The sequence below is a fragment of the Aquimarina sp. Aq78 genome (assembly GCF_900299525.1).
Classification (GTDB): Bacteria; Bacteroidota; Bacteroidia; order Flavobacteriales; family Flavobacteriaceae; genus Aquimarina.
In genome coordinates this window covers 250,793-276,038 of the sequence record NZ_OMKA01000026.1, presented here as the reverse complement: position 1 = coordinate 276,038, position 25,246 = coordinate 250,793, and the positions used below count along the sequence as shown (strand labels likewise).

The following is a 25,246-nucleotide window of genomic DNA, read 5'->3' as shown; positions in this document are numbered from 1 at the left end:
GTGGGGTTATTTGTTTTTAAAATTCAATTATAAAAGTTGTTCCTTTATCCACTTCGCTCTCTACAGTAATTTTTCCACCTAATGATTCTACCTGATTTTTTGTTAAAAACAATCCGATTCCTACTGCATCCTTATTGTAATGAAATGTTTTATACATCCCAAATATTTTATCCTTGAACAGTTTCATATCAATTCCGCTACCATTATCTGTGACTTTTAAACACTCTTTACTACCTATAGAATAGCTTTTGATTTCTACTACCGGGTCTCTATCCTTATGTTTATATTTTATAGCATTTGTTATTAAATTTAACAGGATACTCTCTAAATACGCAGAAATATAATTAATCGTATTTAATTCACTAAAATCTGTCTTAATTTTAGTCTTACTCATAGAAATCATTTGTCCGATTCCGCTTGTAACCAAATTAAAAGCATCCTGAAATTTGACAGGTTTTTTTTCCTGATCCTTATTTGTGTGTATCGCTACAATCTCATTTAGGTGTTCAATGGTTGTATTTAGACTATATGATATCTGTTTAATTTCTTTGATCAATCCAATCTTTTCCTCGGGGTTATCTATATCTTCAATCAATTGTACTAATAAAGACAGATTACTGGTATGCGACCTAAGATTGTGGGATACGATATGAGCAAAATTGAATAGTCTAGAGTTCTGAGATGCGATAATATCGATTGACATTTGCAGATTTAATTCTTTTCTTTTGATTTCATCTATGTCCTGAAAAACACCTCTAATCCCAATTATTTCTTTATTTTCATTATATACCGGTTTTCCTATGGCTCGTACCCAAAACACTCTATTGTTAGCGGTTACCATCTTTATTTCGGTATTAAAAGGTGTACCTACCATCGCACAATTAAAAAACAAATCTGCTGCTTGTTGCCTCGAATCCTCTGCGTAGTAGTTGGCAGAATCCTTAAGAGAAGGAATATAATCATCGGCATATTCTAAAATTCTTCTGGTTTCAAAATCCCAGAAACTTTTCCTTTCCTCAAAATCTACATACCAACTCCCCGTAGCTGTCATTTGGGCAGTTTCTTTATAGTAGAAATTATCTTTTGTAATATCCTGCTCAGGTTCTAGTTTGATTTCAATAAAAAAGATAAGGTTAATCTTAGATTTTATATTTACAGGTAATTCATCATTAGTTGCGCATCTATATAGTTTATAATTTCCTTTTTTATCGAGAATTTTTATATGTTGCTTAAAATTTACAGCATTACGTCGATAGCTAAAAAAATTATCTCTAAATAACTCAATATCATCCTGGTGTATCAAGTGTTCTAAAAAATAATCTATTTTTGACTCTAATTCATCTTTTGTATATCCTAAACTATCATAAAACTTTTTTGACCAAACTTCTTTTTCTGGATCATCATATAGTTCCCAATATCCAGCATTGAAATCTTGAATTACATTATTAAAAAGTTCATTTTGAAGCATTCGGCACTATTTATCATAACAAGATAAGGATTTCTTACGTATCCTCTTCGATTCTATTAAGCCTAATAGCAAGTGCTTTGGTAGAAATCTGAACTTCTATAAATGATAAAAAAAGTGAAATCATAAGTAAAAAAAGACTAATGCCAAATACTATATTAGCCCAGGACATCTTTTCTATATACAATAAAAACATGGTAATTACACTGGTGAGAAAGCTAGCGATAGCTATGGCTTGCATATTTCTAATCAACCATAATCGTTTTCTTAAATTTTTGATCTGTAATACGGTGTTTTTTGATCGTGAAGTCAAATATTCCTCATGTAATTGCCGTATCAATGCTGCAATAGCTAAATACCTTGCATTATAGGCCAGCATAGTTAATGATATTGCAGGAAATAACAAGGCCGGAATACTCATAGTAAGCGTCATAAAAAAGAATTTAGGACTACTAATTTAGGCTAAAAAAATAGAGCAGCAAATGATAAATTATATCTCAGCACCATTTATAACATTCAAATTTCAGAATTTATTCATATAAAAAAGTGAGCAATACAAGGGCATTGCTCACTATACATAATTCAAATTAATGATTGGCTATAAAGATTATTCTGGGATATTAAATAAAGTTTTAATCTCTTCATAAGACATGTTTTTATAATCTTCTGCAGATTTGGATCCAGATTCAAGTCCACCTGAAGCGGCACTACTAGAAGTCGAAACCCCACCAGGTATAATCACATATCTGAAATCATCAAAAAATGTAAACAAGTTAGTTCCTCCATCCAATGTAGATACTTCGATTCGTAACGAACTGCCACCACTAAAACTTGAAACCTCAAAGGTGTAGAATTCATTTTGTGAAGCAAGTATATATGGAAGTTGTTTGATTTCAGAGACTAGGATGTTTACTTCATGTCGCCCATAGACCAGTATTACATCTTCATTCAGATTGAATTCGGCAAGATTAAAAGAAGTGAGAAGTTGCTCGTTAGTTTCGGCCGGTACATTGGTTTCAAAATCCCTTGCAATCCAATCAGAATACATTACATTGGCTGTTCCTGGGGAACCATCATCACCGTTTTCGCCATCAGTACCATTGGCACCATCATTACCGTCTGCTCCATTTGCACCATCAGCTCCGTTAACTCCATCTTGACCCGCAGGCCCAATTGCTCCATCTTCCCCATCAGAGCATGAAAAGATCAATAGCGATACCATCACTATCATCATCCCCTTTACTAAATTTGTTATTGCTTTCATTTTTATAATTTTTAAAAGTTAATGGCACAAACCTAGTATGGGTAAGAATATGTACTATCCGAAAAGTTTGAATTTCAAAGAATTCGGACATTTTTTAAGGGGTTTGACTGTGTTTTTGGAGTGAAAACACCTGAGTGCTTTAAATACTATACTTTTTCTATATAATTTAGATATTTATGCTGAAGTATACTGTTATGACAATTGATGTAGTAAAAACTTTTAGGTTCTTCAATCCTTACTTCTCATTTCTCTACATTCAATAACCTGTTTTACCTCTGCCTCTAAACCATAGTTTTTCCATAAAGTCACATCCTTTTTTAGCTCTAATGCATTTTGACCAGACTGAATATATCTTTTAATGGATAGTAAAATAGGATCATTATCTCCTTTTATTTTTAACATCGACTTTCCTCCCGGAATACTATAATTATCTTCGTATTCATAGCAAAAAACCAGTACCCGATCTCCTTGTTTTACATCTTGCTTATAGAAATAATCTGAAACAAAGAATTTTTGTTTGTCATACTTATTCTTCTTAAGTACTCTTGAAGTTAACACCTTATCGATCTTGATACTTCCTTTTTGAGGCGTATAGAGCAGATCATCATTCTTAACCGGATTATCAATATGCTGAATAGTGCCTAAAAAAACTAATGCATATTTATCTCCACAATTACCAATAAAAGGCCCTGATTGTGGCCACCAATATGTGTATCCAACCCTAAGGGTATCATCCACTGTAGATATTGGTTGATTCATTTTTGTATCTGTTTCTTTTTTTTGTGTATAACCTGTACTACAAAAAAGAAAACCAAAAATTACTATCGATTTTGTCAATATATGATACATTTCTATTTTTAAATTTAATTCGTATTTACTTTTCTATTTATACGTTTAAATAGCGCCCTTCTTTTTGATATACTATCGGTATTATTCATTGTATTTTTTGATTTACAACTAAATAAAAGTGTCAATAATATTAATATTATTGACACTTTTATTTAATTTCAGCTTAAAGCTAATCATTTTTCATCTAGTTTTTAGAGATGTCTGTATCATTTTAATTGATTCTCAAAAGTCTATTCCAAAACAAATGTTACTGTTATGTAATGTTTTTGTAGTTCTTGTGATTTGTTCACATTATAATATTGTCGCTTATAATTAGTGTCTTCTATGTTTTGTATATCCCCTATTTTTTTATTGACACTACCTGCAATTCTAGTAGCTTTACCTCTAGCATCCTGGATGGCTTTTTTATTCAATACTATCATTTCTTCATTGGTCTTTTCTTTAGCAATAACATCTACCCACGTGATTGTTACTCCTTTCATTTTTTGAGCATGTATTTTTTTTACTTCATCAAGGGATTTTGTAACATAAAAATAATAAGCCTGCGCTCCATAACCCGTAGAGGTAATTTTATACAAAACATTTTCTTTAAACTTTTCAAAATCTACACCTATAGTATTCAATTTGTTCTTATAATCCTCTTTGAGTTGTGATATGCTTTTGGATTCAATATTTTGATATCCATCTGCCATAACTTCTTTGAATTCGACATTAATAATATATTTTTCGATATCAACTTTTTTATCACATTCTCCTATTACACTTATCGTATTATTTTGTTGCTGCCCAAACATAGGAACAGTACCTATTAGCAGAATTAGAATTAATTTTTTCATTTATTTATTGTTTTTATTTAAGTAATCACAAACGTAAACACATGCCATGCTTTAAAAATTGGATATTAGAATAGTGACCTGCATCAGAAATATCATTGTTATTATTCAAAAGACCAGATATCGTGATAAAAGTCATCAGGGCTTCCATTGTTCAAAGCATATCCACTAATGATCCATAATTTCTTGTTAAAATACACAGATGTATGCTGCGTTCTTTCTTGAAACTTTTTAGTTAGAAACGTTTTTTTCCAGTCTATACCATTGGTACTATACCAGATATCATTAAAATACTCGAAGTCGTTATTTCTTGTTCCGGCAGTTAACCACATTCCTTTTTTATCTACTGTTACTGCATGATCTCTTCTAGGTAAAAAATCTGCGTCTGGGGTAGCGAGAAACCATTGAAAGCCATTTGGCGAATACCATACATCGTTTAAAAAGTTATTATTGGCATCATAGCCTCCAATAACCCATATCTTATTATCATACACTACAGAGGCATGATCTCTTCTTGCTCCAAAAGGTGCCAGATTGGATACTAAATTCCATTTAGACCCATCACTACTTACCCAAATATCACCTTTTTCAATTCCATTTTCATGACCACCAATTACAAACATTCTTCCTTGTAAATCGACCATCGTATGTCCTGATCTTGGTGAAAAAGAAGCATTGCTTGTAGCTTCTTTCCAGGTCTTCCCGTCTGTACTAAACCAAACATCATTCATTTCATTAACAAGCCTACCACCTGTTATCCACATTTTACCTTGAGAAACAGTTGCAGCATGATTTGTTCTCAGTGAAAAAGAAGCTTTTTTTGTAGCTGCCATCCAGGTAGTACCATCTTTACTATACCATGCATCGTTATAGTATATTCCTGGACCATTACCCGCTATTACCCACATTTTATTGTCAAATACAAGTGAGGTATGATTGGCTCTCCCTCCAAAAGGGGTTTCTTTAAGAACCTTCTTGGGATGTAAACTAATTGCTTTGGTCGTAAAAGAATTGACATTACTCTTTTCAAAGTTTTCTGTCTGGGTTTCTTCAATATCACATGATAACAGGACCAAAAACAATAGTGCTGAAATTATGTAGCAATTTTTTTTCATACGTTTAAGTGTTTATAGTTATTCTAAAAGTTATGGATACAAACCTAATTATGGTCGAGATTTAGAATATCCGAAAAGTTTGAATTTCAAAGAATTCGGACGTTTTTTAAGGGGTTTACCTGTAGGTTAGAAAAACGGATCCCCATTATCTTTGTTAGGTTAGGTAATGAGGATCCGAGGTAATGAAAAGCATGGACAAAAAAACCTAATCATTACAAATTGTTTTTATAGTATCGCAGGAATTATTCTAGTTTTACGACCCAGTAATCCCACATACCTTTACCGGCACCACTAATATCTCCTCCAGGAGCATAAACATAACCAGCTACGATGTAACCGTTATTGGTTTGTTGAATCGTATTTGCATAATCAGGTTCTGGACCACCAAAGCTAATTTCCCATAACAATTCACCAAAAGGATTTAGTTTTACCACCCAGAAATCTGCATAGCCTCCATTATTTGTACTTGCATCAAAGTCGCTTGCTCCCGAGTTCCCAGCAAAGATATATCCTCCATCTGTCGTTTGTTGAACAGAGCGAGCGGCATCACTCTCTGAACTACCAAGGTTAACCTGCCATACCAGTTCTCCCGAAGTATCTAATTTTAAGATCCAACTATCTTTTTTTCCATTATTACCACTTACATCAAAATCTGAGGATTCAGAATATCCAGCTACGATATATCCTTGATCAGTAGTTTGATGAACATCATATGCCAGATCATCAAGTGTTCCTCCAAGGTTTGTTTCCCAAACCAAATTTCCTAAAACATCTAATTTTACAATCCAAAAATCTTTTTCTCCATAGTTACTTCCTACAACACCGTCTGAGGATTCTGAATATCCTCCAACGATATAACCTCCATCTAACGTTTGTTCAACCGATTGTGCAATATCAAATCCGGTACCTCCAAGATTTGTTTCCCATACTAAGCCTCCAAAAGAGTCTAACTTTATTACCCAGTAATCCAGACCTCCATAATTGTCTCCTACATCACCGTTTGAAGAACTAGTAAAACCTGCGACAATAAAACCGTCATCTGATGTTTGTTCGATATCTGTTGCTTCTTCATTTCCACTTCCACCATAATTGGTCTCCCAAACCAAATTTCCTGAGCCATCTAATTTTACAATCCAAAAATCGGCAAAAGAAGTATCACCACTAATGTCCTGATCATTAGAATCAGTCATTCCTGCAACTATATATCCGCCATCTGATGTTTGTTGTATACTATTTGCGGCTTCATCACTAAAGCCTCCCAGGTTAGTTTCCCACATTAGTTCACCCGAATTACTTAATTTAATAACCCAATAGTCTCCTCCTATATACCCATCTGCATCGTTATTACCACCTACGTCTCCATCATCAGAATTAGCAGTACCAACCACAATATACCCCCCATCTATTGTTAATTGCAGCGCATTAGCGATGTCAATATGAGAACCTCCATAAGATTTTTCCCATGCTATTGATACTTCTTCGTTAATGACAGCTCCTCCTTCTGTATCAAAGGTAAATGTGCTTTCTGATGTTCCTCCTTTTCCATCAGAAGCTACTACTTTTCCAATGTAGCTGGTTTGGGCATTAAGCCCTTCTAACAAAAACTCTGTGGTTTGTAAATCCGACTGCATTGTATTATCTCCTAAAAAAACGGCATATGTTACCTCATCATCATCTGGGTCAACTACCAGAGTCCATTCTAGCAGTGCACTATTATCGGTAATTTGGTTAACTTGTATTGTAAAATCTCCTGGTGCCTGATTCTCGGCTGATACAGGTGGTACAACTATGTCATCATCATTTTTGCATCCTACAATCAACACGCAAAAGATGATCAAACGATATAAAAACTGTTTCTTTTTCATTTGTTTATGTTTTTATGATTTGTTTATAAAAATCTATCCTTATTCTTAGCCTACTATAGAGCAACAAACTGCTTAAGCTAAAAACAACAAATACTTAGTTTGTACTTGTGTAGTACTTAGGATGATAAAATTAATTAGGGAGAAGCGTACGAATGTCCAGAAAGTTTGAATTTCAAAGAATCCGGACTTTTTTTTAGGAGATTTTTCTGTATTCTTTTGGCGAAATACCAGTTAGTTTTTTAAAAGCACTGTAAAAAGTTGATTTCGAATTAAACCCAGACTCCAAAGCGATCGCTATAATAGTGTAGTTTATAAAATTAGGGTTTCTTAATTTAAATTTTGCATCCTTTATTCTATATCTATTTACATAATCGGTAAAATTATATCCACTTAATTTATTAACCAATTGTGATAGGTAATTACCGCTTATATTTAGTTTTTTGGCCATACTGTCTAATCCCAGATTTGGATCTCGGTATATTTTGGCTTCTTTCATCAAAAAATCAAGTTCTTTAAAATACACATTATCATTTGTAATGTGGGATTCGTTTTTTATGTGAATTTGTTTTAGTTTTTTTCCAGTTAGCCTGGCAATTAACTGAAACAAAAACACATGATTATTGCTAAAAAAATCTTTTTGAGAATGCTCAGAATCCAGAACACCTACTACCTCATCACCAATAAAAATAGGAACAGACAATTCAGACATTCTACGATCATCATCTATGATATATCCAGAATCTTTGGTCACATCAGGAACATATTCAAATGTTCCTGATTGTGCTACTCTACCAACAATACCTTCTCCTAATGGAATTTGGATAGGGCTTACAACTTTTCTTTCTCCGTTATTTTTATGACCAAATGCTGCTTTTTGTATCAAAACCCTATTTTGGGTATCCAGCATATAGATCACACAATCCTCTAGTTCGAGTTGCGAAATGCAATTCTCTACGATATCCCATAAAACATCTTCAAGCTTATTTTTTTCAAATAGTGATGATGCAAAATAACTTAGTATTCCTATTGTTTCATTTGATGTGTTTTGATGTTTTATATGTTCTTTTTCAGAAAAAATCTGATCCAGCCCATGTGTGCTAAAATTTGAAATTGAACTTCGTATCAAATCTTTTTTACTCTTCACTTTATCAAACTCTGGTGTTAGCTGTTTTGTAGTAGTAAACACACCATTATATGCTACGGCAAATACTTGATTAAAAAAAAGAGGTATCCTAAAATAGAAATTAGAAAAGTTCTTTAGAACTATACTCGAAAAGAAAAAAGTAAATATGGTGATAAGTAATACTATATTTAATACAATCAGCATTGCAAACATATGTCTTGTATTAAATAAGAAAACATCTGTACTTAGCATCTTATAGCACATGACCATAAAGAGAAATACAATCCCACATACCAAAATTGCTGAAACCTTTATTACTATTTTATCACCTATGTATTTCTTGATATTCATGATGATTGATTTTTTTGTCCAATTCAAATATATACTGACAATACCTTTGAAAACAAACAAAATATCTCGATATTCTGAGAATTTCGATATTGATTCTATCAAACAACATACTTATTTTCAGGTATTTAAAATGGGTTTGTTTTGAAATCTTATAGAAACCAGAAAATAGTATCTTTATAGCTAGATAAATCGATAAAACCCCTTGAACACAAAAAAGACATATCTCTTTTTCACTTCCTTTTATAAAAGGATAGCTATTGTTTTTTTACTGTGCTGTATACAAATTACTACGGGGCAGGAAGAAGATTTTGTAATTCCCGATTCTTTAAAAACCTTGGATTATGATAGTATCTATAAAATCCACATGAAAACCTATAGAGATACTCTAATTTCAAAAACTTATTTATATACTTATTTAAAGAAAGCCATTTCAGAAAACAATACTCTAGAAATGGCTAAAGCTTATAGTTGGTTGTTTTATTATGCTGAAGAAGAATCGGAAAAAATAAGATTAATTGATCGCTCTATAGCTTTAAGTAAAAATTTAGAAGGTAATATCACAATTAAAGGATATTCTTTTAAAGGAGGGTACTATTTAAATAATGGTCAGTATACTTTAGCATTAGATAATTATTTACAAGCATTGGCATTAGCCGAAAAAGTAAATAGTACCGAATATATTTCTATTACCGAACATAATATTGCTTGTATTAAAACCGAAATAGGAAAACATCAGGAAGCCTTACCTCTTTTTAAAGAAAACTTTGCTCATATTATTACAAAACATGCTACTGATACGGTTCGATATTTAAATTCTATAATCCCTCTAGCAGAATCTTACCGCTATAATAATCTCCTGGATTCTGCTTCAGTGTATCATTATGAAGCAATTAAACGAGCCTATAAATCGGAGCATAATTATAATAGGTTTTATGGCAGGGTTATCATTAATGAGGGTATCAATCTCTTCTATAAAGAAAAATTTAAGAACGCTTATGATAGCATTGCCAAGGGTATACCTATCCTTGATAAAACCCGATCTGAAAACAGAAAAGCATATATTTTGGGTGAGTTTTATCTAGGAAAACTACAGCTTCTAAAACAAGACGCCATTGGAGCTAAAAAACACTTTCTTACTGTAGATTCTATCCTGCAAAAAGAAAAAATTACTCCCTTGGAGATTCGAGAAAGCTATGAGTTTATGATAAACTTTTATAAGACGAATCATAAAAAGGAAAAACAACTCGAATATATTAACAAATTGCTGAAATTTGATAGTGTCATTAACCAGGAAGCTTCTTTTGTATCCTCGCGCTTATTCAAAGAGTTTGATACTCCCTTATTATTAAAAGAAAAAGAAATCCTAATCAATGAATTAAAAGGTAATAATAAAAACCTAAATCTTTTAGTGATTTTTCTCTCATTACTTACTCTTGTTGCCATTGCTTTTTTATATCGTCAATACCAAAAGAGAAAAACCTATCAGAAAAAATTTGAACAACTGATTTCTGAAGACAAGTTAACCCAAACTACACGAGAAAAACAACAAAGTGATAGGGATATTGGAGTGGCTGATGATATCGTTGAAGAAATTCTTAATAAGCTGGTCCTATTTGAACAAAATCATCATTACCTTAAAAAGAATATTAGTACTACCTCTTTGGCTAAAGACATTAAAACTAATACAAAGTATTTATCAAAAGTGATTAATCATCATAAGCAAAAGAATTTCACTAATTACATCAATGATCTTAGGGTTGCACATGCAGTAATCCAGTTAAAAGAAAACAAAACTCTTAAACACTATACCATACAGGGTATTGCAGAAGAAATGGGGTTTAATACAGCTGAATCTTTTTCATCTGCCTTTAAAAAGAGTACCGGTATCAAAACTTCTTATTTTATTAAGAAGCTATATGACTTAGACACTATGTAATTTATCGAAATTCCGTGAATTTCGACTAATAACTTCCTCATTTATAGGGTTTATGCTATTTTTTATCCTATATTTATTCTTGGAATTCAAAAAAAGTAACTTACATATCCTTTTATACTGTTAGGCATTTTTTATCGTCACTTTGAGTGATTTTTGATAAAAAATTGTATCGGTAATCTTCTGGTGCTGGTAGAAAAGATATATGTATAATAATCTTTAATAACTAAAAATTATGAAAAAAGCAAAGGGGAAAAAATTACATCTCAAAAAATTGAATGTTACAAAATTGGAAAATTTGTCATCTATCCAAGGTGGAAATGAAGGTCCAATAAAAAGTCAGGTACATACAAGATGTCCTATATTCTATAAACCGATATTTACCATTATTACTTGCCCAACTAATTTTGGATGGGGTTAAACAAGGTTATATAATTATTGTAGAATACTAATAAAGAATAAAAACCCTCAAACTATAAAAATGGGAAAACATAGTTTGAGGGTTTTTCTATGGACTTAATCAAATACGATATATTAAGTGACTTGCTTTAAGCATAATTACAGAGATGTACATATTCGATTTATCATTTTTTAGTTTCTAACATCTGTCCAACCACGCCAATGAGCATACCAACCTGGAGTACCTGTTAATCTCCATGATCCTCTATATCTTTTTTTTCCTCCGATATAAGTAACCTTTTTTCCATACCCTCGTTTAACGGTATGAGTTGCCTTATCATTTTCTTTCCAACTTCCATTTGCTTTTTTATACTTAAATCTAACTGTCATATGGGGTACTGCGGTTCCACTATCCCACAGAAGAATAGTATACCCGTCGATTTTTCTTTTTTTACTTCCCGATTTCCAAACATCTTCTAATATATTTTCACCTTTCTCACAATGATCTGCACTTACATCATCACAAAAACCACGATTAGCCGGATATTTTTGTAACAACGATTCAGGAATTTTTTCCATCTCTATAGTGGCAGGAATATTCATAGTAGGTACTATCTGTCTTTTTTCTAATAATTTCTGATTTTGAAAAGATTTGGACATATCTACCAATACCTTAGGTACAGGAATTTTTTCTGAAGTAAGTGCCAGATATACATCCAACATAGAATGCGTGTCAAAATCAATAAACATTTTATTATGTTCAGATCCTGATTCTATCGCAATGATAACAGGATCTCCCTCTTCGTCACTTTCGATAAGTTGTAGTTTGTTGCCATTGGCAAAGGTAAAAACAGCAAATTCTCCACTATTAGTTTCCTCTAGAGTTGGCTGTGTAGGTTCTGCTTCATTCTCGCAGGAGGTAATAAAGAGTAAGACGCAGAGGATACATAAAATTTGTATGAATTTAATACGTTTCATAAGATTTGTATACTAAAGATTTATGTGATAAAAATTACCCGAACCTTTTTAAGACACCCGGGTTTATGTCTACTCTTGCAAGAATGTTTTAGAAAATTAAATGTGCTTTGAGGGTTTGGATTCATCTCCATTTTGATAAAAAAGCAGCAAGAGAATCAAAAGTTTCTACCTGCTGCCTACCAAGCCATCATTTCAAACTGCTGAATTACTAGCTAATAAAATTCCATTATAAAATCATTATTTCTGTACTATTAATTTTATTTCGAATTTCGAAAATCAGTATACCCTTTCCAATACAAATATTCTGTTCCAAGACCAGTTGATTCATTAACCCCACTACGTGCTGCTCTTCTGTATCTTTTCATTTTTCCCGGTATTGCTAATCGTTTCCACCTTCCAGGATATACCTTGTATTTCCCTTTGGTGTGTGTCACCCATCCTCCAGATGCTTTTCTATATCTATGTCTTACTTCCATATACTTCCCTTCATTGTATGATTCTTTAAACACAGAGGTATAATTTTCCATTACTTTACATCGGCTACTCGATGTAATATTAGACACTTTACTTTTTTCTCGGTTATAACAATAATTATAACTTTCAGGGATATCATCACAAAAATCTCCTTTATTATTATTCTTCATTTTAAGTGTTGCTGGTATTTTTTCAACACTAAATTTTAGTGCGGTATCAAAATCCTTAATAACACTTCTATGATGTAAATGGTCTTTGTCTTTTGAGATATCCGCAATTATTTTAGGTAGAGGAGAATGATCAGGGGTTAATTTGAGGTATATATCTAATATAGAATTAGAGTCAAAGTCTATGAATTCTATATTTTTATTTGACCCAGATTCGATAGCCAGGATAACCGGGTCTCCTTCTTCGTCACTTTCAATTAATTGTAGCGTATTGCCATTAGAGAATGTAAAGACCGCTAATTCTTCATTTTTATTTTCCTGTAGTGTTTCATTATTAACTCTCTCGCAAGAGAATGTTGCAAATGCTAAAAGCGAAATGTATTCGATTAATCCAATTCTTGTAGGGATAAGATTTTTCATGTTAGTTAGTTTTTTAAATATTTGAAAAAGGTGAGTATATTTTAAGGGTTTAAAACCTACTCACCTCATACACAAACTCAACTGTATAAAATACAAGTGAGATGCAATTCTAATAACATTAAAAAATATAAGTGTCCTTAAAGTTTGAATTTCAAGAAATCAGGACATAATTTGTTGCTGCTGTCTATATTCTTTGGGAGAGACTCCTGTGTGTTTTTTAAAAGCAGAATAAAAAGGTGACTTTGAATTAAATCCACATTCCATAGCAATGCCAAGTACGGTATAGTTATCATAATCAGGATCATTTAGTTTGGATTTTACTTCCTCGACTCTATAGCTATTTATATAATCAGAAAAATTGCAGCCTCCTAGTTTATTAATCAATTGAGATAGATAGTTACTGCTTATTTGTAGTCTTTTTGAAATATTTTCTAAACCTAAATTAGGATCGACATAAATTTTTTCTTCTTTCATTAAAAAATCCAGCTCTTTAAAATAGGCATTATCATTTGTAATATTGCTAAGTACTACCGTATTGGTACTGGTATTGATTTGGGAAAGTTTTATTTCTGTTAATTTAGCTATCAATAAAAATAATGCGATATGATGTGATTTAAAATATGCTTTCCCGTCATGTTCGGCATCTAAAACTCCTACCACTTTCTCTCTTACAAATATAGGAACAGAAAGCTTTGATTTTCTTGCTATATCCTTCTTCTTATCACCAATAATTACATTTAAATTTTCTATACATTGATATTTCCCCAACCGCACTACTTTACCTAAGATTCCTTCTCCAATTGGGATAGGTGTTTGTTTTTTTCTTTTTTTGATTTCACAACTGTTCTTGTTACTGTATGTTGCTTTAGGAATTAATATTTTATTTTCTTTACATATCATATAGATACTGCATTCCTGTAGTTGTAATTGAGAAATACAATTCTCTGCAATATCTGATAAAACATCATCTCTCTTATTTTTATCAAACAAAGAAGTGGCAAAATAACTTAATATCCCCGTAATAGATATGGGATTAGAGTGTACTAATTGAAGTTCTCTTTCTGAGAAAATATGACCTAGTCCCGATAGCTGAAAATTAGTAATCTTTTTCTGTATTGGATCTTCTAAATTATTAACGCTACCAGATACTTTCTTTAAATGTTTCATCCCCAAAAACAGAAAAACATAACAAAATATCATGTATAACATCCAAATCGGGTAATATGCAGAATGACCAGTTATTTCTTCTTTAATAAAAAACAAAGTAATAGTAAGCATCCACAATACCGATAGGATCACTAGTACAACAAAAATATTCTTTATCCATTTTGTTTTTTTCCTAACATAAACAAAAGATAATCTTCCCAAAGAATTCTCATATTTCTGTATTATACGATAATTCCATATCGAAAGTAAAAAACAAAAAATAACAGTAAAATTTTCATCTATTTCATTAAGAAGAAAGGAAACTGTACTTTTTGAAAAAATAGAATAATCTATGAGAATATTAATCTTTATTAATGAATATACAACAAAAAATACCGTAAACGGAATCAAAAGATAGTATCGATATCTATTATATATTTCTTCTTTTTCAAGGTAGTAGCACGTAAATGCTGTAAAAAAAACGGGAGATAAAAATTCGAATGGAGTATACAGTATAAGAATCCAGGGATATAATTTTGTAATTCTAAAATCTATTAGTAGTATTTGAATAATTACCAAGTTGGCAGTAATCAAGAAATAATAAAAAAACCTAAATGTCTTTTCTTTTTTTCTGCAACAGCATAATTTAAGGACTGCAAAAACTACAATGCCCAGACACCCTATAAGCAAAATAATATTGTATGGGTTTATTTTCATTGATTACATAGATGTATTCCTACTACAATATCTATAACGTCTAATAACGTACAGACCCCACCCTTTATTTCAGGTTATTTTTGCTGTTTATTATAAAATTATATTAATATGATAAGTTTTCTTGTTAATTTATCATAAAAAGCCCTACTAAATTTAGAATTATCCACTTTTAGTGCTCTTTTCTTCCTGAATAATATTCTGTTTTTGATGAAAAAACATAATGCCATTCGAATTGTTTTCATTTTATGAAAAATAAAACAGTCTTGTTAAATAATTATCAAAAATTATCTACAAAATTTGAAATATCAACATTTAGTTCTTTTTGATGATGTTAGACTGAATATAGGGAAAACAAGTACTTAACACCATTACTAAAAAATATAATATAACGATAGATACATCTATATCAATAGATGCGTCAAGCTCAACCTATACCAAAAAAACAGAGCATGTAATTAATATTAATACAAATTTAAAACAACACTTTATGGAATAAAATCAGACTCTACGAAGTATTAGAGTAATCTTCTCAAACAAGGGGAAAAGAACAAAAAAATCAATTTTTAGAAAAACGAATTATGAATAAAAAAATCAATACATATTTTTTGAATTCAGCAGAAATTATTAAAAATCAATTATTTACAACCACAACAGTTTTTATGTTATGTTTATCTGTGGGGCTGTTTAGTGCATATGGAAATACTCACAAAATAAATAAAATTGGTGATGTTCTGCAAGAAAGAGAAATAACAGGAAAAGTAACAGATGATAGTGGTATACCACTACCCGGAGTAGCAGTAATCATCAAAGGATCAAACCAGGGAACACAAACCAATTTTGATGGAAACTATATCATTAATGCCAAGGCTGGTGAGATATTAATGTTTTCTTATATCGGAATGAAAACAGAGGAGAGAATAATCGATACCATATCAGACACTATCAATATTGAAATGATATCTGATACTCAAGAACTTGAAGAAATCGTTGTACTTGGGTACACTACAAGAGGTAAAAATGAAATTACCGGTAGTACTGTACAAGTCGTTGCCAATGAAATTAATGATGTACCAGTAGTAACTGTAGATCAAGCATTGCAAGGTAAAGTAGCGGGTCTAAATATAGCTTCTTCTTCGGGAACACCCGGATCGACACAACAAATCAGAATTCGGGGAGTAGGTTCTATTACTTCATCTAATGCTCCGCTTTTTGTAATCGATGGTGTGCCTATGGTTAATTATAATACTTCTGGTAGCAGTTCTGCAAGCTCTTTGAGTTCTCTATCCAGTATTAATAGTAGAGATGTAGAAAGTATTACTGTTCTTAAGGACGCTTCTGCAACTGCAGCTTACGGGGCAAGAGGGTCCAATGGGGTTATCGTAATTACTACAAAGAATGGTAAAAAAAATAGAAAGACGACATTTAATTTTACCTCTACTTATGGATATCAGAAGCAAGCTGTAGAAGGATCTAAAGTATTAACTGCTGCACAGCGGGAAGAACTTTTTTATGATGCTGTATTTAATACATATGGAGAAACGTATAGTATAGACAGATCAGAAGCCAAAGACATTTATGAACGGTTTCCTGGATTCTGGGGTACCTCATATACCGATTGGAACGCAAATGGAAGACCTGAAGCAAATTGGCAGGAAGAAATCAAAACTCCAAACCCAACTTTGATGACTTATGATTTTTCTGCCACAGGAGGAAGTGAAACATCCACATTCTATACATCTTTAGGATATAATAAAACCGAAGGTATTGTTAAAGGAACCGAATACGAAAGAATCACAGCTAAGTTCAATTTTACCAAGGACATGACTAAAACATTAAAATTTACAAATAATATTAGTGTTTCTAATTTAAATCAAGATGGGTTATTTGAGCAAGGAGCGTTTTATGCCAGTGGACTTTCTGTTCAGTTTTTTGTGCCACCAACACTTCCGCCATATAATGCTGATGGAACCCTAAATCTTACTGATTTTGGGAGCACTACCAACTACTTTAATTATCTTTATTTAATTGAGAATGATATCATTAATAATGATGTTACCCGTGCAATGAATAGCTCGTCTTTAGAATGGAAAATTCTTGATGGTTTAAAATTTAAAACCAATTTTAGTATCGATTATACTCTGGCTAATTACAAACGTTTTGCCAATAGAGTCCATGGTGGAGGTGTTGAAGAAGGAGGTGTTTCTGCCGCTGCGACCGCTCGTAATTTTAACTGGGTCACTCAAAATTCTTTAAATTATAAAACCAGCATAGACAAACATAATTTTGATATCACCGTATTACAAGAATTTCAAAAGAATAAAAATGATCTTATTAGTGCTCAGGGAGAAAAATTTGCAAAAGAAGGATTGACCTATATAGCAGAAGCTAGTACTAATTTTTCAGCAAGCACTTCTTTTGCCGATTGGAAAAACCTTTCTTACTTAGGAATGTTAAATTATAATTATGATGATACTTATATTTTTGATGCTACATATCGAAAAGAGGCTTCTTCTCGTTTTTCACCAGAGCAACGATTTGGTGACTTCTGGTCTGTAGGTGCGGCGTGGAATATCACCTCAGAAGAATTCTTATATGATAATGCTATATTTAATAACCTGAGATTAAGAGCTTCTTACGGGACTAGTGGTAGTGCCGGTGTAGCAATTAACAGCTATCAGTCATTATTAGCCTATAATGCAGATTATAATGCTAATCCAGGAATTTATCCCATAGGATATGGTAACGATGCTTTATCCTGGGAAAAAAATAATACACTGGATATAGGAATCGACTTTGGCCTTTTTAATGATAAAATATCAGGATCTGTTGCCTATTACAACAAAAAAACCTTTGATATTTTACAAAGTGTAGGGCTATCTCGTACTACAGGGTTCTCATCTATTAACAGAAACATAGGAGAAGTAATAAATAAAGGGATTGAAATAGAACTAAATTATGATATCATTAGTACTGATGATTTTAACTGGAGTATTTTCGGAAATTTTGCCACAGTAGATAACGAAGTAACAAAATTGGCTAAAGACGCTAATGGAGAAGATATTCTACTTACTTCTGGAACCAAGAGAACTGAAGTAGGACATCCGATTGGTGAATGGTATATGAGAAAATGGGCAGGTGTAGATCCAGAAAATGGTGATCCTTTATGGTTTATTAATGGAGTAGATGGTGAAACAACCAATACGTATAGTGATGCAGAAGTAGCATATCAGGGAGCAAGTGCTATACCAACCTATAGTGGTGGTTTTGGAACACATATTGATTACAAAGGGTTCTTTATGGATGCTAACTTGTACTTCACAGGTGGTAACAAAGTATACGAAAGCTGGTCATATTATACCAAAAGTAACGGATTAAACAGTACTCTATATTTTAATGGCACCGAAGAACTCTTACAAAGCTGGAAACAACCAGGTGATATTACAGATTACCCTGCATTACAATCTAATACAGCAGCAGGAAACCAAGCTTCTTCTACATCAACAAGATTTTTATATGATGGAGATTTTATACGATTAAGAGAGTTGGTACTAGGATACAATCTTACTAACAATACACTAGATACAATAGGTATTGACGGAATCACATTTACCCTAAGAGGAACTAACCTATTTACCTGGGTAAAAGATGATCGATTAAAACACGATCCGGAAGTAAGAACTGATGGATTTACCAGATTAACTACACCTCCTGTAAAATCATTTGTATTTGGTGTTAACCTAAAATTTTAAATCATGAAGAAAAAAATAGTATACCTCGTATGTAGTGCTTTATTTATAGCATCAATATCTTCTTGTAGCAATGATGATTTAGAGCCTACTTTACTTCAAAATCAAAACTTAGAAGGTAATATTAGTACCATAGAAGATTTATCTAATCTTCTAAATGGCACTTATAGTTGGATGACTCAATCTACCTATTATGGAAGAGATATCATCGTATATGGAGAAGCAAGATCAGATAATGCGTATTCTACTGGTAAATCAGGTCGTTTTATTAGTGTTAGCGATATGAACATGTTAGAATCAGACGGTTACGCTTTAAATACCTGGTCAGTAATCTATACTGCGATATCCACAGCCAATATCGCTATTAATGTCGAAGGGGTTGAAGGAGATGAAGACCAAATCAATCATACTAAAGGTCAGGCTTATGTCATAAGGGCTTTAGGTCATTTTGATTTATTACGCTTATATGGTCAACAACATGTGGATAACGGAGGGCTAAGTGCCTTAGGAGTTCCTTATATTGATAAGTTTAAAGATGATGGTGATCTTCTTCCAAGTAGAAAAACTGTAGGGGAAGTAAAAAATTTAATTCTTGCTGATCTTGACAAAGCATCATCTTTAATGTCTGAAACTCTTAATGGTACATCTACCTACATAACCACTTATGCAGCTAATGCAGTTAAGGCAAGAGTAGCCTTGTATTTTGAAGAATATGGTATAGCCAAAGACGCAGCTAAAGCTGTAATTGACTCAGGGCAATTTACAATATTAGATTCTGCTTCATATGTAGAGAGTTGGTCTAAGGATAATGAGCCTAACTCGATCTTTGAACTAGCTTATGACAAAGATGACAATCAAGGCATAAACGGTTTGGCAAATATCTACCGATTTGGGTATGGTGATATTGTAGCATATGATGATTTTACTTCTATTTTTGATGCTGGAGATATTAGAAGAACTACCAGTATGATTGATATTGACGGAGATAAATTGAGAAATATTGGTAAATATCCTTCCCAATCTTTTGATGATAATATTAGTTTAATAAGATATGAGGAAATCATTTTAATTTATGCAGAAGCATTATTAGAAACAGGAGCCACGGGCGATGCTTTAAGCTGGTTAAATATGATTCCTGATAATAGAGATGCTAACTTATATACAGAGGCTACCAAAGAAAATATTCTTTTAGAGAGAAGAAAAGAATTATGTTTTGAAGGGTTTAGATTTGATGATTTGGCACGTACAAAGCAGGATATCCCAAAACTAAATGTAGTTTCTCAAGGGCCGGTATACGGTAGCTATAATTATGCCTTTCCTATTCCTTTAGCAGAATTAAATGCAAACTCTAATATGATACCCAATAAAGGATATTAAAGAAAATGTGATTTGTTTTATATCATAAATGTTTGAATTGCTTAAACCCCATCAAAATATTTTGATGGGGTTTATACAGTAAAAATATAAGCTATTAAGAATCTTTTTTATTTAATTTTCCATACAGTTTTTGCTGTTTGCTTTCCAGCAGAAACTTCTACTGAATATCTTCCTGTAGGAAGGTAATATTTTCCGTTTTTTCTTTTGGAAACTTCTTCATCAGGAAATTCTTTTTCAAGTATATTTTTCCCTTTTTCTGTGATCGTAAGATCATATTCTGCATAGTTAAGCCCTTTATCAGCTTTTGTAGAAAACTCCTGAAGTACTTTTCCTTCTTCAGTAGTAATTTTAATAGAAAAATCTCCTGGTTTTCCAGAATAAAATTTGATGGTAGTTGTCGGTTCATATGGTGTAGACCATTTACTCCACGAAACACCCCATCGATCTGACCACTGCATTGCAGGTACGTCAAAAACATGAAGTCCTTTATTTATTACTTCATCATCAAGAAGCTGCACTTCTTCTATATTTGTTTTGTATATACTTCTACCATGTGTTCCTAATAACAAGTCATTAGCCTCTGGTTGGATTACAATATCATGAACCGCTACATTAGGCAATCCATTAGAAAAAACTTGCCAGCTTGCTCCTTTATCTAATGAAACATAAGCTCCATTATCTGTTCCTATATATACTACGTTTTCATTTTTAGGATCTTCTTTAATTACATTTATTGCAGATACAGGTAAACCGTTCCCTATATTCTTCCAACTCTGTCCATAGTTTTCACTTACATAGACATAAGGTTTAAAATCATCCCATCGATATCCATTTAATGTTACATATACTCTTCCCTTTTTATGAGAAGAAGCAATCACTCTTGAAACCCAAAGATCTTTAGGAAAAGATTCCGAAATCTTACTCCAACTTCCTCCAGAATTTTTAGTTATATATACTAATCCATCATCACTACCTGTGTAGATCAGTCCAAATTGAAATATCGACTCGGTAATAGCAGTTAATGTTCCGTAAGCTACATTTCCTTTTTTACCACCATTCGTTAAGTCGTTAGATATGGCAGTCCAGTCATCACCCTGGTTCATAGATCTCATTAACTTATTACCTCCTAAATATAAAATATCTTGATTATGAGGAGATAGTAAAATTGGTGTTTGCCAATTAAATCGATAAGGAGAATCTCCTAACTCATGTTTAGGTTGAATATAGGTTTGTTTATTTTTTTCACGATCTATTCTAAAATAATTACCAAACTGAAATCCAGTATATACAATATTTGCATTCCGATCATCAATCTGTACCTGCATACCGTCACCTCCCATGATGCTTTCCCAAGGGTAATGACCATTTTGATGCCAGGAATCATCTTCTTTAGCATTATGTGCTCCTACCCAAACTCCATTATCTTGCAATCCACCATACACATTATATGGTTTCTCATGATCAATATTAATTGCATAAAACTGTCCCACACTAGGTTGATTTGCTTTTATCCAGTTTCCTCCATCATCATAAGAGATATTTACCCCCCCATCATTACCATTTATCAAGTGCATAGGATTTTTAGGATTAATCCACAATGAATGATGGTCAGCATGAACATTTTTTCCATTAATATTGGTAAATGTTTTTCCTGCATCTTTAGATTTCAAAATAGGAACTCCAGAAATGTATATATGATCCTTATTAGTAGGGCTTACTTGTATCTGAGCAAAATAATATCCATAACTATAAAATAAATCATCGATATAATCTTTATGGGTTTTTGCCCAGGATTTACCACCATCATTGCTTCTGTATACTTCTGCTCCTATAACCGGAGTATCAAATAACATTGCATTAGCATTTTCGAGATATTTGGCAAGATCAATTGGTTTTACCGTACCACTACGCACAAGTTGCTTTACATTATCTGCTCTATATTTTTCTTGAAACCCAGTGGTTTTTAAAAATGCATTCAGTTTTTTGTTTTCCAGTTTTAAAAAAGCTTCTGATGACATCGTTTTAAAATCCTCTTTGGTTAATCCCACACCACTTTTTTTGGTTTCATTTTCCTTTCTTCTATACTGGTTATCATGTACAGCATATATTGTGTTTTCATCAAAAACAGCAAGGCCAATTCTACCTACTCCTTCTCCCGTAGGAAAACCACTTCCTTCTATAGATATTTTATTCCAGGTAGCTCCTGCATCAATACTTTTATAAATCCCTGATCCTAATCCATTACCTTCAAAATTCCAGGCTTTACGATCTTTATCCCATGCAGCTGCGTACATAATATCATAGTTGCCAGGCGCATATGCCAAATCAATGATACCAGTTCGATTATTAATAAACAATGTTTTTTTCCAGGTAGCCCCTCCATCTGTTGTTTTATAGACTCCACGTTCTTGATTAGAAGAATATAAGTGTCCGGTTACTCCCACTACTACCTCATCTGGATTATTAGGATTAATAACGATTCTACCTATATGATGTGAATCGAGTAGTCCTACATTCTTCCATGTTTTACCATTATCTGTAGATTTTAGAATTCCTATTCCTGCATAGGACGACCTAGATGAATTATTTTCACCAGTTCCTACCCAAATGATATTATTTTTCCAGTCTACTGCAATATCACCTACATTAATTGTCTCTGCCGAATCCAGAATAGGTTCAAAAGTAGTTCCATTATTTACTGTATGCCACAACCCTCCAGAAGCATATCCTACATAAAACTCTGTAGTATTTTCTGGGTTTACATCAACATCAACTACACGACCACTCATTACAGTTGGGCCAATATTTTTAAAAGGTACATGTTTCACTAAAGAAGACTTTTCCATTTGCTTTTTGTTCAGCAATCCTTTCTGTACTAATTCTACATTAGTAGCGGGTTGTTGAGAAAAAATAAAAGAAGAAAGAAAGAAGAAAAATAATAATGATGTAAATCTTTTCATTTTGATGGTGTTTAGTGCGCTGAAAGTAGATATTGTTATAACCAACTCAAAATTTTTAGATATTGTTTAACAATCATTTGTTTCAAAACAATAGTTATAAAACACAAATGAAAGCATCTATTTTTTTGCGTTTCTCGTAATTTTTTAGTTAATTTATTAAACACTAATCAATAAAACACACAATCATGGAAGAGTATTTACCGTTAATTATTCAATTAATCAGCGGGGCCGTGGGAGGAAACATCGCAGGCTCATTATTAAAAAATGCATCTTTAGGTAAAGTAGGAAATTCAATTCTGGGAATACTCGGAGGAGGTTTAGGTGGATATTTGTTAAGTTATCTGGGAATAGGTACTTCTGGTGGAATGGATTTGTCCGGAATATTAGGAAGTATTGCTGGTGGTGGTGTTGGTGGTGGTGTGTTAATGGCTATAATAGGTTTAATCAAAAATGCAATAAGCAAATAAAAATACATTCATATTAACAAAAAAGGTAAGGTAAATTCAATATTTAAAAAGGAACTCAAAATCTTATGAGTTCCTTTTTTTATTACGTAAATAATAATCATATTTTTGAAGAAAATCAGTATTCTTAATCCTCGTTTGGTCTAGAGGCTTATGAGGTTTGTAATTAAACAACATATCATACAATGAAATATCACCAGATCGATAGAAATCTCTTCATCAAAAATCGTAAAAACTTTACAGCACAAATGAAACCCAATAGCATTGCTATATTTAACAGTAATGATATATATCCAATTAGTGCCGATAGTACTATGCCTTTTGAGCAGCATAGAGATATTTTTTACCTAAGTGGTGTTGATCAGGAAGAAAGTGTATTATTACTTTTCCCGGATGCTCCTAAGGAAAAACATCGTGAGATTTTATTTCTAAAAGAAACCAATGAACATATTGCAATTTGGGAAGGTGAAAAATTAACCAAAGAACGAGCTTTTGATGTTTCGGGAATCAGAACCGTATATTGGCTTCAGGATTTAGAGAAAATTTTCTTTGAACTGATGACACAATCTGAAACCGTGTATGTAAACACTAATGAACACTACAGGTCGAGTGTAGAAACAGAAACCCGTGAAGATCGTTTTACCAAATGGTGGAAAGCAAAATATCCTGCACATACCGTAGCAAAAAGCAATCCTATTTTACAACGATTGCGTGCAATAAAAGATCCTATAGAAATTGATCTTATGCAAACAGCTTGTAATATTACCGAAAAAGGATTTCGAAGACTTTTAAACTTTGTAAAACCAGACGTTTGGGAATATAATATTGAAGCCGAATTATTGCACGAATTTATCAATAACAGATCCAAAGGTTTTGCCTATACTCCTATAATCGCAAGCGGGAATAATGCTAATGTACTTCATTATATAGAAAATAACCAATCCTGTAAAGCAGGAGATTTAATCCTTATGGATGTTGCTGCAGAATATGCTAATTACTCTAGTGATTTGTCACGTACAATTCCTGTATCGGGAAAATATTCTAAACGTCAACGAGATGTTTATGATGCTGTACTTCGAGTTAAAAACGAAGCTACCAAAATGCTGGTTCCAGGAACTATTTGGGCTGATTATCATGTTGAAGTTGGTAAAATTATGACGTCTGAATTATTAGGTTTAGGTCTTATAGATAAGGCTGATGTGCAAAAGGAAGACTCAGAATGGCCTGCATACAAAAAATACTTTATGCACGGCACCTCTCACCATATAGGATTAGATACTCATGATTATGGTATTCTTACTGACCCTATGAAAGCTAATATGGTATTTACCGTTGAGCCAGGGATTTATATTCCTGATGAAGGTTTTGGAATTCGTATTGAAGATGATGTAGTGATCCAGGAAAAAGGAGAACCTTTTAACCTAATGGCTAATATCCCTATCGAAGCTGAAGAAATTGAAGAATTAATGAATAATTAGAATCCACTAAAACCAAATATAGACCCCATCCATTTTATGTATGGGGTTTTTAATACTCTCCAAAACACGAAAAAAAACGGCGGTAAAGCCGTAAGGTAGTTTCTCTTATTTTTTATAGTTTA

18 protein-coding genes are annotated in these 25,246 nt (G+C 32.5%); 6 read left to right on the top strand and 12 right to left on the bottom strand.

The genetic code is table 11. The features are described 5' to 3' along the window. Positions 1–16 precede the first annotated feature (16 nt). From DG435_RS17465 to DG435_RS17430, 8 genes are all read right to left on the bottom strand, one after another. Positions 17–1,468, bottom strand: coding sequence for an ATP-binding protein (locus DG435_RS17465; RefSeq protein WP_106791823.1), 1,452 nt, complete (start codon positions 1,466–1,468; stop codon positions 17–19). A gap of 34 nt (positions 1,469–1,502) precedes the next feature. Further along, the gene (locus DG435_RS17460; RefSeq protein WP_106791822.1) at positions 1,503–1,898 is read right to left on the bottom strand and encodes a DUF2721 domain-containing protein; all 396 of its coding nucleotides are present in this window, start codon (positions 1,896–1,898) and stop codon (positions 1,503–1,505) included. A gap of 174 nt (positions 1,899–2,072) precedes the next feature. Beyond that, positions 2,073–2,729, bottom strand: coding sequence for a collagen-like protein (locus DG435_RS17455; protein ID WP_106791821.1), 657 nt, complete (start codon positions 2,727–2,729; stop codon positions 2,073–2,075). A gap of 228 nt (positions 2,730–2,957) precedes the next feature. Beyond that, positions 2,958–3,488: a hypothetical protein gene (locus tag DG435_RS17450; RefSeq protein WP_159025504.1), complete on the bottom strand. Its 531-nt coding sequence runs from the start codon at positions 3,486–3,488 to the stop codon at positions 2,958–2,960. Between the two features lie 320 nt (positions 3,489–3,808). Beyond that, complete coding sequence (locus tag DG435_RS17445) at positions 3,809–4,414, bottom strand: SIMPL domain-containing protein (protein WP_106791819.1); 606 nt, start codon at positions 4,412–4,414, stop codon at positions 3,809–3,811. 101 nt (positions 4,415–4,515) lie between these two features. Further along, complete coding sequence (locus tag DG435_RS17440) at positions 4,516–5,526, bottom strand: kelch-like protein (RefSeq protein ID WP_106791818.1); 1,011 nt, start codon at positions 5,524–5,526, stop codon at positions 4,516–4,518. Positions 5,527–5,768: 242 nt separating this feature from the next. Continuing rightward, positions 5,769–7,391 carry a T9SS C-terminal target domain-containing protein gene (locus DG435_RS17435; RefSeq protein WP_159025503.1) on the bottom strand — a complete coding sequence of 541 codons (1,623 nt, stop codon included), beginning with the start codon at positions 7,389–7,391 and terminating at the stop codon, positions 5,769–5,771. A gap of 193 nt (positions 7,392–7,584) precedes the next feature. Then, on the bottom strand, positions 7,585–8,865 hold the full coding sequence (locus tag DG435_RS17430; RefSeq protein WP_106791816.1) for a helix-turn-helix domain-containing protein: 1,281 nt from the start codon (positions 8,863–8,865) through the stop codon (positions 7,585–7,587). A gap of 202 nt (positions 8,866–9,067) precedes the next feature. Between DG435_RS17430 and DG435_RS17425 the strand changes: the two genes are divergently transcribed. Next, a complete protein-coding gene (locus tag DG435_RS17425; RefSeq protein ID WP_106791815.1) occupies positions 9,068–10,801 on the top strand; it encodes an AraC family transcriptional regulator in 1,734 nt (577 codons plus the stop codon). 232 nt (positions 10,802–11,033) lie between these two features. Then, complete coding sequence (locus DG435_RS17420; RefSeq protein ID WP_106791814.1) at positions 11,034–11,219, top strand: hypothetical protein; 186 nt, start codon at positions 11,034–11,036, stop codon at positions 11,217–11,219. A gap of 170 nt (positions 11,220–11,389) precedes the next feature. On the opposite strand, the gene DG435_RS17415 is transcribed toward DG435_RS17420, so the two are convergent. The 3 genes from DG435_RS17415 to DG435_RS17405 form a co-directional block, all read right to left on the bottom strand. Further along, complete coding sequence (locus DG435_RS17415; protein WP_106791813.1) at positions 11,390–12,175, bottom strand: hypothetical protein; 786 nt, start codon at positions 12,173–12,175, stop codon at positions 11,390–11,392. Positions 12,176–12,432: 257 nt separating this feature from the next. Further along, the gene (locus DG435_RS17410) at positions 12,433–13,236 is read right to left on the bottom strand and encodes a hypothetical protein (RefSeq protein ID WP_106791812.1); all 804 of its coding nucleotides are present in this window, start codon (positions 13,234–13,236) and stop codon (positions 12,433–12,435) included. A gap of 159 nt (positions 13,237–13,395) precedes the next feature. Further along, positions 13,396–15,099 carry a helix-turn-helix domain-containing protein gene (locus DG435_RS17405; RefSeq protein ID WP_106791811.1) on the bottom strand — a complete coding sequence of 568 codons (1,704 nt, stop codon included), beginning with the start codon at positions 15,097–15,099 and terminating at the stop codon, positions 13,396–13,398. A gap of 578 nt (positions 15,100–15,677) precedes the next feature. Between DG435_RS17405 and DG435_RS17400 the strand changes: the two genes are divergently transcribed. Both DG435_RS17400 and DG435_RS17395 read left to right on the top strand, forming a co-directional pair. After that, positions 15,678–18,848 (top strand): TonB-dependent receptor, encoded by a 3,171-nt coding sequence (locus tag DG435_RS17400; RefSeq protein WP_106791810.1) that lies wholly within the window; start codon positions 15,678–15,680, stop codon positions 18,846–18,848. A gap of 3 nt (positions 18,849–18,851) precedes the next feature. Beyond that, positions 18,852–20,222, top strand: coding sequence for a RagB/SusD family nutrient uptake outer membrane protein (locus DG435_RS17395; protein ID WP_106791809.1), 1,371 nt, complete (start codon positions 18,852–18,854; stop codon positions 20,220–20,222). 107 nt (positions 20,223–20,329) lie between these two features. Here the strand turns inward: DG435_RS17395 and DG435_RS17390 are convergent, their stop codons facing one another. Beyond that, positions 20,330–23,182, bottom strand: coding sequence for a glycosyl hydrolase (locus tag DG435_RS17390; protein WP_106791808.1), 2,853 nt, complete (start codon positions 23,180–23,182; stop codon positions 20,330–20,332). A 185-nt stretch (positions 23,183–23,367) separates the two neighbouring features. On the opposite strand from DG435_RS17390, the gene DG435_RS17385 reads away from it, so the two are divergent. Further along, positions 23,368–23,649: a hypothetical protein gene (locus tag DG435_RS17385; RefSeq protein ID WP_024768543.1), complete on the top strand. Its 282-nt coding sequence runs from the start codon at positions 23,368–23,370 to the stop codon at positions 23,647–23,649. 182 nt (positions 23,650–23,831) lie between these two features. Continuing rightward, positions 23,832–25,124: an aminopeptidase P family protein gene (locus tag DG435_RS17380; RefSeq protein WP_106791807.1), complete on the top strand. Its 1,293-nt coding sequence runs from the start codon at positions 23,832–23,834 to the stop codon at positions 25,122–25,124. Positions 25,125–25,246 lie beyond the last annotated feature (122 nt).